The 11,989-nt window shown below is 34.3% G+C and carries 13 protein-coding genes; 9 read left to right on the forward strand and 4 right to left on the reverse strand.

Annotation, left to right across the window (positions count from 1 at the left end; translation table 11 throughout):
• Positions 1 to 29 precede the first annotated feature (29 nt).
• Both SUDEN_RS07115 and SUDEN_RS07120 read right to left on the reverse strand, forming a co-directional pair.
• Positions 30 to 1,364 (reverse strand): MATE family efflux transporter, encoded by a 1,335-nt coding sequence (locus SUDEN_RS07115; protein WP_430742002.1) that lies wholly within the window; start codon positions 1,362 to 1,364, stop codon positions 30 to 32.
• The gene (locus SUDEN_RS07120) at positions 1,343 to 1,624 is read right to left on the reverse strand and encodes a hypothetical protein (RefSeq protein WP_011372989.1); all 282 of its coding nucleotides are present in this window, start codon (positions 1,622 to 1,624) and stop codon (positions 1,343 to 1,345) included. Before SUDEN_RS07120 ends, SUDEN_RS07115 begins: the two co-directional genes overlap by 22 nt.
• A gap of 191 nt (positions 1,625 to 1,815) precedes the next feature.
• Here SUDEN_RS07120 and SUDEN_RS07125 point away from each other — a divergent pair, with 191 nt between their 5' ends.
• The 9 genes from SUDEN_RS07125 to SUDEN_RS07165 all read left to right on the forward strand — a co-directional run bounded on the left by SUDEN_RS07125 (position 1,816) and on the right by SUDEN_RS07165 (position 9,754).
• Positions 1,816 to 3,066, forward strand: coding sequence for a TolC family protein (locus tag SUDEN_RS07125; RefSeq protein ID WP_011372990.1), 1,251 nt, complete (start codon positions 1,816 to 1,818; stop codon positions 3,064 to 3,066).
• Positions 3,063 to 4,208 carry an efflux RND transporter periplasmic adaptor subunit gene (locus SUDEN_RS07130; RefSeq protein WP_011372991.1) on the forward strand — a complete coding sequence of 382 codons (1,146 nt, stop codon included), beginning with the start codon at positions 3,063 to 3,065 and terminating at the stop codon, positions 4,206 to 4,208. Before SUDEN_RS07125 ends, SUDEN_RS07130 begins: the two co-directional genes overlap by 4 nt.
• Positions 4,205 to 5,350: an ABC transporter permease gene (locus tag SUDEN_RS07135; protein ID WP_011372992.1), complete on the forward strand. Its 1,146-nt coding sequence runs from the start codon at positions 4,205 to 4,207 to the stop codon at positions 5,348 to 5,350. Before SUDEN_RS07130 ends, SUDEN_RS07135 begins: the two co-directional genes overlap by 4 nt.
• Position 5,351: 1 nt before the next feature.
• Positions 5,352 to 6,065 (forward strand): ABC transporter ATP-binding protein, encoded by a 714-nt coding sequence (locus tag SUDEN_RS07140; RefSeq protein ID WP_011372993.1) that lies wholly within the window; start codon positions 5,352 to 5,354, stop codon positions 6,063 to 6,065.
• Between the two features lie 33 nt (positions 6,066 to 6,098).
• Positions 6,099 to 6,758 (forward strand): response regulator transcription factor, encoded by a 660-nt coding sequence (locus tag SUDEN_RS07145; RefSeq protein WP_011372994.1) that lies wholly within the window; start codon positions 6,099 to 6,101, stop codon positions 6,756 to 6,758.
• Complete coding sequence (locus SUDEN_RS07150; RefSeq protein ID WP_049752207.1) at positions 6,748 to 7,896, forward strand: sensor histidine kinase; 1,149 nt, start codon at positions 6,748 to 6,750, stop codon at positions 7,894 to 7,896. Before SUDEN_RS07145 ends, SUDEN_RS07150 begins: the two co-directional genes overlap by 11 nt.
• Positions 7,890 to 8,216 (forward strand): hypothetical protein, encoded by a 327-nt coding sequence (locus tag SUDEN_RS07155; protein ID WP_011372996.1) that lies wholly within the window; start codon positions 7,890 to 7,892, stop codon positions 8,214 to 8,216. Before SUDEN_RS07150 ends, SUDEN_RS07155 begins: the two co-directional genes overlap by 7 nt.
• A 257-nt stretch (positions 8,217 to 8,473) precedes the next feature.
• Positions 8,474 to 8,761, forward strand: coding sequence for a zf-TFIIB domain-containing protein (locus tag SUDEN_RS07160; protein ID WP_011372997.1), 288 nt, complete (start codon positions 8,474 to 8,476; stop codon positions 8,759 to 8,761).
• Between the two features lie 12 nt (positions 8,762 to 8,773).
• Positions 8,774 to 9,754, forward strand: a complete 981-nt coding sequence (locus tag SUDEN_RS07165) for a calcium/sodium antiporter (protein WP_011372998.1) — start codon at positions 8,774 to 8,776, stop codon at positions 9,752 to 9,754.
• Positions 9,755 to 9,830: 76 nt separating this feature from the next.
• Here the strand turns inward: SUDEN_RS07165 and SUDEN_RS07170 are convergent, their stop codons facing one another.
• Positions 9,831 to 10,679 carry a DUF808 domain-containing protein gene (locus tag SUDEN_RS07170; protein ID WP_011372999.1) on the reverse strand — a complete coding sequence of 283 codons (849 nt, stop codon included), beginning with the start codon at positions 10,677 to 10,679 and terminating at the stop codon, positions 9,831 to 9,833.
• Between the two features lie 22 nt (positions 10,680 to 10,701).
• The gene (locus SUDEN_RS07175; protein WP_011373000.1) at positions 10,702 to 11,910 is read right to left on the reverse strand and encodes an MFS transporter; all 1,209 of its coding nucleotides are present in this window, start codon (positions 11,908 to 11,910) and stop codon (positions 10,702 to 10,704) included.
• Between the last annotated feature and the right edge of the window lie 79 nt (positions 11,911 to 11,989).

Here is an 11,989-nt window from a genome sequence, read left to right on the forward strand (position 1 = left end):
AAATGTCGTTAAATTATATCTTTATTATCTTAAATTTTTGTATCCAGCCATCTTTTTTGCTTGTAAATATAGACGTAAATAATCCCTTTTATAAGAGTCTCAACATTCATAATTATAAATATTGCAACGATTCCATACCCCATTTTATATGCTATATATGAGGGGATTACTCTAAAAATCCAAAGAGAGACAATACTTACCTTTAACGTTGTTTTTGTAGCCCCAGCACCTCTTAGAGCCCCAGAATATACAAACATAATGGCAAGAGGAATTTGAGCAAGACCTACAAAGATAAGATAGTAAGATGCCACCGCTATAGTCTGTGCATCCTGAGTAAAAAAGCCGACTAAAAACTCTGGAAACATTATAAGAAAAAAGCCGACAAAGCCCATAAATATATAAGCAACTCTACCACTTATTATGCCCATTTTGTAAGCTTTTTCTCTGTTATTTGCACCCAAACTCTGACCAACCAAAGCAGTAGCGGCTATTGCAAATCCAAATCCTGGCATAAAAGCAATCCCCTCAATACGAAGCCCTACTTGATACCCCGCCAACTCCGCTGTCCCATAAGCTGCTATGATAGAGACAAAAAACAGAAATGAGATGCTAGATATTCCTCTCTCAAGTGCTGCACTCCAACCTACATGCCAAGCTCTGATAATATCTTTTATGCGAATAATTGGGATGATATTTAGTTTTGAGTATGGTTTTTTTAGAAGTATATAGTACGCTAAAAGATTAAAACAGTATGCCATAAGAGTAGCATAAGCTGCCCCTTCAATTCCCATTGCATCAAAACCGTAATGACCAAAAATAAAAACATAGTTTAAAAAAGCGTTAATTGCCGCTGAGACTAGCTTTATATAGAGTGAATTTTTTGTATCTCCCGCCGCTGAGAGTGCGTTGTAGATGAGTGTGTCTATAAAGACAAGAATGATTCCAAGTGAGAGTATCTTAAAGTAGAGTGCGCCCTGCTCTACCACATCGCCCTGCGCACCCATAATAGCATAGAGATATTTACTCCCAAAATATCCGCCTATTGTTACAAAGATAGATAAGATAGAAGCGACTATAAGCAGTGAGTAGAGAAGGGATGACGCTCTTCTCTTTCTCCCCTGCCCTATAAATCTGGAAATAAGAGCATTTCCACCCACAACATAGAGCGTCATTAAAACATTTATAACCATCATAAACTGCATGCTCATACCAACAGCTGCAAGAGCTGAGATACTAATCATTCCAACCATAAGCATATCTATGAGAATCTGTAATATATCTACGAGATGCTTTAGTGCGGCTGGAATTGCTATGGAGAGTACTTTGCGGGTATCTTTAGAGATTACTCTTGAAAAAATTGTGATACCTCTTGCATCGCCATTATTAGCTCATTTTTTGTTTTAAATTCTAGGATTTTTTTATCTTTTTCTTCCTCGGAAGGTGGAGTAAAATCAAAAACAAGCACAAAAGAGATAATCTTTACCTTGCTACCATAAAGTTCTACCCACTCAAGGCTCATCTCTGCGATATCGCCATTTAGCTCAACGACAACAGCTGGATAAAGACGGATAAGTTTACTCAAATCAATCTCACCGATATTTGAGTTATAAATCATATTTTTCATATAAAAACTTCTATAAATATATTTTTCGTATAGTAGCTAAGAGGAGTTTATTATTGGCTTATCATTATTGGTTTATAAATGTAGCAATCTAAAAAATAACCATATTGAATCTCTGTGCAAATTTCAATTTCACAAAAATTTCACAAATGTACGCAATAATACGTCTATATTTCATATAAGGACCTATTTTTATGAGTAAATTTTTAGCTCTTTTTTTAGCTCTTTTTGGTTTGGGCTTACATGCACAAACCCTGACGCTTGAAACCTGTATCGAAAAATCTCTGCGGAATCATCCAGATATCAAGAAACTCTCTCTTTTTCTTGAGCAGAGCTCTTTTGGAGTTGATGTAGCAAAAGCTGACTACTTGCCTCAAGTAAATCTAAGTGCAGATTATAATCCTCACAACACTTTTGTAATGCCACAAAATGGTGCTTTTAAAACCATAACTGGTGATAGCTGGCAAGTTGGTGCTCAGATAAATCAAAAAATATATGATTTCTCAAAAACCACCTCAACTATAAAAGCAAACGAAAAGAGTCAAAAAATAGCTTCTCTTTCACTCAAAGATGCAGAGGCTCTTCTTGGCTATAACATTAAAAACATCTACAACTTAGCACTATTTCAAACAAAAGCCCTACAAACTAGAGAGAGAGACTATCAAACTAAAGAGGAGCTATATAAACAAGCAGCGGCACTTGTTCGTGAAGGTTTAAAGACACAAGCAGATGAGATGAGTATGCTTAGTGCACTATATAGCGCAGATGATGCAAGAGCACAAAGTAAAGCTGAACTTCATAAAGCGCTAACGACACTCTCTTTATATATGGGCGAAAAGGTAGAGTTTGACGCTACTCTCAAAGATAACAGCATAGATAAAAGAGAGGATTTTAAAACTACAAAAGAAGATGTTATGCAAAAAAACTATGCTCTCTCTAGCGCACAAGAACTTATCAAGAGAGATACACTTCTATATAGCGCAGTAAAAGCCCAAAATTATGGCTCTCTCGATGCAGTTGCCTCTTACACACGTCAAAGTTCACTAAACGAATATGACGCTTCAATGGTTGGCATTGGAATAAAAATTCCAATATACAGCGGAGGTAGAATCTCAGCACAAGAGCAAATCTCTCGCATAGATATAGAGATGGCAAAAGAGGCATACAACACAAAAAAACTCCAACTGCAAGAGGAGATAGACAACCTTCTTATTGATTTACAAAGATTTCACTACACAACAAAGGCAAAAGAGGCTCTCATTGATTCTACTTTAGCTACAAAAACAATAGTAGAAGCAAGATACAAAGAGGGGCTATCAACCTACATAGAGGTGCTTGATGCTTCATCTCTAAACTTACAAGCTACGCTAGGACTCTTAGAGTCAAAATTTGCTATACAAAAAATTATGGATAGATTAGAATATTTAAGAGGAGAGAGTGAGTGAAAAATTACTTAAAATATATAATACCAGGAGTTATAGTAGTCGCTATTGGAGCTATTTTTTACAATAAAGTTTATGTTGTAAAATCAACATTTCAAACTATAAAACCCTCAATTGGTGAGTTACATGTAACTATCCGTGGTATAGGAAATGTGGACGCTAAAAATATCTACAACATCACAGCACAGAGTGGCGGGAAGATAAATGAGATTTTTTTTGACGAGGGCGATTTTGTAAAAAAAGGAGACCTGCTCCTTATTATAGATAGCGTAGATATGCCTCTTTTAGTTGAAGAAGCAAAAGCCTCACTGCTGAAAGCTGGGTTTGAAGCATCATCTTCAAAAGAGAGCAAAGAGGCTCTTGAAGCTCAAAGAACTCTTATAGAATCAACTCACGCAAGATACAAAAAACTCTTAGAGCAGAAGTACTTATCTCAAGCAGAGTATGACAAAGCAAAGAGTGATTTAACCAATATAGATGCTCAAATAGCCTCTGCAAAAGCTAAAATTGCATCTGCATCATCTGAAGAGTTACGACTTAAAAAGAGCATAGAAGCACTTAAAGAGAAGCTTCAAAGATTTAAAATTTACTCTCCAGTAGATGGATATATAATCTCAAAAGATGCTGAGCTTGCCTCTTACGTTCTGCCCTCTTCTACTATTTTTAAAATCGTTGATCCAAAAACACTCTGGATTCGTACAAATATTGATGAGAGAGTAGCCTCAGAGCTAAAAGTAGGGCAAAAGGCAACGATCAACTTAAGATCTAAACCAAACGAAAATATCCCTGCAACGCTTCAAAGAGTTGTAGCAACGAGCAACGCCGTAACACTCGAGAGAGAGATAAATGTCGGTTTTGATGTTACTCCAGATAAATTTTACATAAATGAACAAGCAGAGGTACATGTAGAAGTTGCAACATATAAAGACGCTATAAAAATACCTGCCAAACTTCTTAGAACTTACAAAGAGCAAAGAGGCGTTTGGGTAGCTGATGGGGATAGCGCTCTCTTTAAACCTATAGAAATTTTGGCACAAAATGACAACGAAGTTGCTGTTAAATCTGGAATAAGCGCAGAGGCAGAACTTCTCGAACTAGATATAAGTAAAAAACCTCTAAGCAATGGAATGAAGATTTTTAGATGATTGATTTAGCTGCAAAAGATATCAAACATACTCTTGGCAAGTTTTTAGTAACTGCTATGGGTGTTGGAATGTTGCTTGGCATTGTTCTTATTATGATTGGCGTTTATCGTGGAATGATGGCTGATGCTGAAACTCTTTTAAATGATATAAAAGCTGATTTATGGATAGTTCAAGAAGATACACTAGGACCTTTTGCTGAATCTTCAAGAGTTTATAGAGATATGAGAGAGACTATCTATGTTATGCAAGGCATTGAGAAAAGTGAAGCGATGACATTTCAAAATATCCAGCTCCCATCTCGTGAGAAACCAGTTCGTGTTGTAGCGGTGGGTTATGACATCTATGGCTCAATAAACCCCATAAACGAGGCAAGATTAGTAGCAGGACGAGCTTTAAAAAATGAGCATTACGAAATCGTGGTAACGGATAAAACAGGGTTTGAATTAGGTGAAATAATCAAATTAGGAAGAAACAACTATACAGTAGTCGGTATCACACACGACACTGTTTCAAATGGCGGAGACCCTCTTGTTTATCTTAACCTAAAAGATGCGCAAGAGCTTCAGTTTCTATACTCAAATAAAGAGATTCAAAATAGTGTAGCAAGAGGGGTGAAAAACTCAGAATCTGATATGGTAAATGTCATAATTGCAAGAGTAAAAAGCGGCTACGACATAGAAGAAGTGGCATCAGAGATAAGAAAATGGCAACACAAAAGCGTATATAGTGCAAAAGATCAAAAAGAGATTTTGACAAAAAACCTCATAGAGAAATCCTCAAAACAGATAGGATTATTTACCGCTATTTTAGTTGTAGTCTCAACCATTATTATCGCTCTTATCATCTACACTATGACTCTAGAGAAGATGAAAGAGATAGCTATTATGAAGCTTATGGGACTTCCAAACTCGATTATCATCTCAATGATTGTCAAAGAGACACTGCTTCTTGGGGTCTTTGCGTTTATATTTGGAAATATCTTCTCTCATCTTACTTACGATAAGTTTCCAAAGAGAATTGTCTTAGAAATTCCAGATGCATGGATGCTCTTTGGTGTTATCATCATAGCCTCTATACTAGCCTCTTTTGTTGGTGTTAAAAAAGTTATCAGTGCCGACCCTGCAGCGGCAATCGGAGGGTGAAATGGAAAAAAAATCTGCCATAAAAATCAAAAAATTAGTTAAAAATTTTGGCAAAAATGATAGCTTAGTCAAAGTAATTGACAACGCCTCGTTTGAGATAAACAAAGGCGAACTTGTAGCACTTATCGCTCCAAGCGGTGCAGGAAAAACGACACTTTTGATGATGATTGGGTGTGTGCTTGAGCCTACTAGCGGAGAGATTTGGTTAGGAGAAGAAGTGGTCTATAACAACAAATGGATTGCAAAAGATACACGCCGTATTCGCAGAGAGAAGATAGGTTTTATCTTTCAAGCCCACTACCTCATTCCATTTTTAAATGTTATAGAAAATATAACACTTCTGCCTCAAGTCAACAAAGTAAGCGAAAAAGAGGCAAAACAAAAAGCGATGGAGCTGCTAGAGTATCTTGAGATTGCCGATAAAGCCCACGCTATGCCATCACAACTCTCAGGCGGACAAAACCAAAGAGTAGCAATAGCTAGAGCTTTAGCTAACAACCCAGAAATTATCTTAGCCGATGAGCCAACAGCCGCACTAGACGCCCATCGCTCAATCAGCGTTATAAAAATGCTCAAAAAAATAGCAATAGAGCAAAACGTAGCCATCATCACAGTTACCCATGATGAGAGAATTTTACCCTACTTTGACAAGATTATGAAGATACAAAACAGAGGCATTGTTTTTGAAGAGCTAGATGAAAATCAGATACTTTAAAATTTTCTTCATGATTTGTAGATATAATTTTTTATGAAAATTTTATATCTTGAAGATGACATAACTCTCTGTGATACTATTGCGGAATATCTCATTGAAGAGGGGTTTGATGTTAAAGCAGTTTATGATGGAGAAGAAGCTTTAGAGCAAGTTTACAAAGAGAGTTTTGATCTGTTTTTATTTGATGTAAATGTTCCAAAAATCAATGGATTTAAGCTATTACATGAGTTAAGAGGAGCAAATATTTTAACTCCTACCATCTTTACAACTTCACTTCAAGGTATAAATGATTTATCTATGGGTTATGAGAGTGGCGCTGATGACTATATCAAAAAGCCCTTTGCCTTAAAAGAGCTACTCTTTCGCATAAAAGCACTTCTAAAACGAGAGTTTAAATCACAAAATTTTATTATTAAAATAGAAGATGGAGTAAAGTTTAACACCTTTACAAATGAGCTATATATTAGGGAGCGAAAAACAGCACTAAACCCAAAAGAGACTCTTTTGCTAAAACTTCTTCTAAAACATCAAAATGAGTGCGTCTTGCTAGAGGATATCTACTCCGAGCTCTGGACACATGATGAGCCATATAGCGATATGAGTTTAAGAACGTATATAAAAAATCTACGTAAACTTATAGGAAAAGAGATGATAATAAGCATAAAAAAAGTTGGATATAAACTTGTACAGTAGTGAAAAAAAAACCATTTTTTATGTGCTTGGACTTTATCTAAGTTCAACACTTCTGCTTATTGCCACGCTCTTTGGCAGCTACTACTTTTATAAGCAAGATGAGCTTATGCACTTGGAAGAAGATACCCTAAAGGAGTACAGCTCAAAGTTACAAGAAAAGCTCTTTGATGTACATGAAAATGGCGATGATAAGTACATGTACCCTAGATTTAAAGAGTTTGAGAGTGCCATTTATGATATTGACAAAAACCTTATCTTCTCTACAATAGATTCAAAAATAGAGACTCTTGATAATAAACTATATTTTAAAGAGGCTAAAACGTACTATGTATCTTCTATGAACCCTCACTATTTGGGCGCTGCTTTTATGGTTGTCCAAAAAAATACAAAATCATTAAATATTTTAAATGACCTCATAGCAACAGCTATTTTCGTTATTATCCTCACCTTTATAACCTCCTATTTTCTTGTAAGAGCGGTACTAAAACCATTGAGAGACAACTTGCGACTGCTTGACAACTTCATAAAAGAAACAACGCATGAGTTAAATACACCAATAACTACAATTATGGCAAACATAGAGACACTTGAGAGTAAAAACTGTGATGAAAAATCCCTCAAAAAATTACTAAGGATAAAAAGCGCAGCAGCTACCATCTCAAATCTTTATGAGGATTTGGTATATCTACTCTTAAACCACAAAATATCATCACAAAATGAAGAGCTAAACTTATCTCAAATCTTGCACAATAGAGTTAGCTACTTCTCTTTTATGACAAATGCAAAAAAGCTCAATATAATAGTTGATATAGATGATGACGTCACCTTTTTTGCAGACAAAAAAAAGATAGAAAAACTTATAGACAACATACTCTCAAACGCTATAAAATACACAAACAAAGCAACAACTATAACCATTGTACTAAAGCCATCATATCTCTTAATTTCAGATGAGGGAAATGGGATGAGTCAAAAAGAGATAAGTGTGATTTTTCAAAGATACAAAAGATTTGATAAAACACAAGGCGGTTTTGGCATAGGATACAGCATCATAAAATCAATAATAGATGAGTACAATATAGATATAAACATAGAGTCAAAACTTCAAAAAGGTACAAAGGTAACGCTAAAATGGTAAAAGCTATATTTATTATCACTCTGTTTTTAAGCTCACTTTATGGTTCTACCTTTAAAAAAAATTGTCTAAGTTGTCACGAAAATGACTTTAAATTCAACATGATAATAAAAAAATATACCCAAAAATATAGCAGTGAGAAAAAAATTAAAGAGGCAATATTTGAATATTTAAGAGAGCCTACAATCGAAAAAGCGATATTGCCTTATGAGTATATAAACAGATTTGGAATAAAAGCAAAAAGTAATTTAGATGATAAAACTCTAAGAGAGATGGTAGATATTTACTACGAAATGTTTAATATAAAATCTAAAATTTATTGATTAAATATATTGGATATCTTTGCATCAGATATACTTTCCAAAAAAAATCAAAGTTTAAGAACAGAAATAAGTAAACTTAAGTTTTTAATAGAAAATAATTTTAAAATAAAAATTAGAACTATCTTTTTTGGTTAACATACTAATTGTACAATTCTCACATTTATTTTATGGAGCTAAAAATATTAAGTTTAATAAACATAGTATCGATAACTTAAATAAATTCCAAACAAAAAATAGTTTAATTAGGGAGTTATAAAATGAAGTGTCCTGTATGTACAAATGTTGATTTAGTTATGAGTGATAGACAGGGTGTTGAGATAGATTATTGCCCAACTTGTAGAGGTGTATGGCTTGACAGAGGCGAACTTGATAAGATAATCGAAAAAAGTGCATCTTCTTCAAGTGCAAATAATAGCAACTCACATGCTCAACCAAGATATGAAAATGCTCAAAAAGAACATTTCAATAAATATAATAGTCATGATAATAATGGATATCATAAAAAGAAAAAAGAGAGCTTTTTCTCAGAACTTTTCGATTTTTAAAAAAGAGGTTTAGTGATACTTTATATACTCGCAATTATTGCAGGATTTGTAATTCTTGTTTGGAGTGCGGATAAGTTTGTTAGTGGTGCGGCTTCTGTTGCAAAACATTTAGGAATGCCTAGTTTACTGATAGGTATTTTGATAGTTGGATTTGGAACAAGTGCACCTGAAATGGTCGTCTCAGCTATTGCAGCGATGGAAGGTAATCCAGCACTTGCTCTTGGTAATGCTTTGGGTTCTAATATTGTTAATATTGCTTTGATTTTAGGAGTTACAGCGATTGTCGCTCCTATTAGTGTGAAGTCAAAAATTGTAAGAAAAGAGATTCCTTTATTACTTTTAATTGTTTTACTCGCAGGATATATGTTAGTTGATAATGCGCTTACATTCAATGAAGGAATTGTCCTCATAATTGGTTTCTTTTCACTTATCGGTTGGTCAATTTTTGCCGCTATTAAAGGCAAAGGTGATGCACTAGAAGCTGAAATGGATAATGAGCTCATTGAACATAAAATGAGTTTAAGGGCAGGAGTTATTTGGCTTATTATTGGTCTTGTTATGCTCATCGCAAGCTCTCGACTTTTAGTTTGGGGCGCTGTTGGAGTTGCTACAGAATTTGGTGTGAGTGATTTGATTATTGGACTCACTATTGTCGCTCTTGGAACTTCTCTGCCTGAACTTGCAGCTTCTATCATAGCTGCAAGAAAAGGTGAACATGACATCGCTATTGGAAATGTCGTTGGTTCTAATATGTTTAATATCTTAGCCGTTATAGGCATTGCAACGCTTATTGCACCTATGAATAATATTGCTTTAGAAGTATTGCAAAGAGATTGGCTTGTAATGTTAGTTTTAACAATTGCACTTTTAATCATGACTTATAGGTTTAAAAATCAAGATGGAAAGATTACTCGAATAAAAGGTATATTTTTAGTCGTTGCTTATGTTGCTTATAACACATACCTCGCGATGAGTTTAAGTGGAAATTTATAATTTTTAAGAGAGTAAAAAGAGAGTTTTTTTACTCTCTTTTTCATTTTTATTAAAAACTGAATTTATTGGTTTATTCTTAATTTTTTTGTCTCTTAAAAATCTTTACAATAAACAGAACTACAACTCCGATAACTAAGCCAATCAACATGTCATTTAAAATTGCAGGGATTCCATCTATAAAGTAGTTATGAAAAAATTCTACTTTATGAGTTAAAATTCCACCACCAACTAAAATCATCGCAAATGTTCCAACAAAGCCCAATGTTTTTATAAGTTTTGGCATGGCATTTATAAGAAAAAGTCCACTTTTTTGATGCTCTTTATCTATGAGATAAAATCCGACATTATCCATTCTAACTATCATTGCAACAAGTCCATAAACACCAAAAGTAGCAATGAGTGCAACTATTATAGTAGAAGATACTTGCACCATAAATGGCTTTGTAGCGACCGCAGCAAGGGCGATTACTACAATCTCTATCGAGAGTATAAAGTCTGTTAAAATTGCTGATTTTATCTTTTGCTTTTCTATCTCTAAAATAGTCTCTGGCGTTGAGTTTAGTAGCTCTTCATTTTTCTCCTCACTAGCTTTATGAAATAGATACTCTTCAATCTTCTCAACGCCCTCATAAAGCAAGAAAAGCGCACCAAACACAAGTATAACTGTAATCAAAGTTGGAGCTATTGCTGTTAGTAAAAATGCAACTGGCAAGATAATAACTTTATTTTTCAGTGAACCTTTTGTTATCGCCCAAATAACCGCCAACTCTCTTGATTGCTCAAATCCTGTTGCCTTTTGAGCATTTACAGCCAAATCATCGCCAAGGATTGCCGCTGTTTTTTGAGTAGCAACTTTGCTAGCAACCGCCACATCATCAGCGAGCATTGCAATATCATCTAAAAGTAAAAAAATCCCCGATGCCATCTTTTGTGTTTTTCCTTGAGTTTTAAATTTTTACATCTTTTATATTTTGACTCTTTATTACCCATCTAAAATAGAGCGCACCAACTATAAACATAACGCCAATGAGCGATGTTATAAACTCTAAAGAGAAGCCTTTTGTAGCCAAAAATCCTATCATGTAAGATGTAAAAGCCGCCGATAGCAAAAATAACATGTCGTTATACGCAACAATTCGTCCATAGTATTTAGAGTCTATATTTTGTTGCAAAAGCGTATATGTATATGACCACAACGTTGTAGTAAAAAGCCCAACAAAAACACTAGCAACTAGTGACATGTAGAAATCCTTCATCAAATAAGCCCATAGCCAAATTGCCAAAGCTTGAAATAAAAAGAAGTAAGAGAATCTTTTATTATTTACCCATTTTGATAAAAGTATAGGTCCTATTACCAGACCAATTGCCCTTGAAGTGTGCATCATTCCAAGCGCCAAAGAGGTAGCAATTATAGAAGCATAATATTTATCTACCATCAAAGCAACCAAAGCATCAAAGGCAGTAAAACCTACAAAAGCATGAAGCATCATCAGATGCAGGGCACTTGGTGTTCGCTTAAGATATCTAAAAGTGTCATGCATCATCTCTATAAAACTCTCTTTGCTTTTTATAAACTCTATATCTATTTTTGTCTTATAGAGAATATAAAAGGCAACAACAAACATAAGTGCATCAAGAATAAATGCTACTTTTACTCCAAATAGATAGACAACAAAGCCGCTAAGTGCCATTCCTAAAGTGTAGGAGAATGACCAAATTATTGAGTGTATCTCATTAGCTTTTTGCAGTTTTTTGCCATCTAGAATTTTTGGCAGAAGAGACATCTCTGTAGTGAAATAAAAACTAGCTGCTGACATCTTTAAAAAGACTAACATGTACAAAAGCCATAAATCTGAAATATTATTTACAAAAACAAGAAAAAGAGTTGTAAATATCTCAAATACAAGCAGAGATAAAAGAAGTTTTTTTGGTTTTACACTATCAATAATAGAGCCTGAAAATGGAGCTTGAATAATTCCTGAGAGAAAATGAAGCATAGCAGTAAAAGCAATAACCTCGGCAGATACATCCATTTTTAAGAGCAAAGTATAGATAGCCACATTGCTAAACCAAGCGCCAAAATAAGCTATTAACTGCACTATAGATAGGCGTTTTAAAGTAGGTTGGGATTGTAATAGCTTAATGTACTCATTCATAAATGCAAGGGTATCATAAAATTATGTAAAAAAAATAAAAAAAAATATCTTTAAATTAAAGTATTTTTTTTTTATGCCG

Source organism: Sulfurimonas denitrificans DSM 1251, assembly GCF_000012965.1.
GTDB classification, from domain to species: domain Bacteria; phylum Campylobacterota; class Campylobacteria; order Campylobacterales; family Sulfurimonadaceae; genus Sulfurimonas; species Sulfurimonas denitrificans.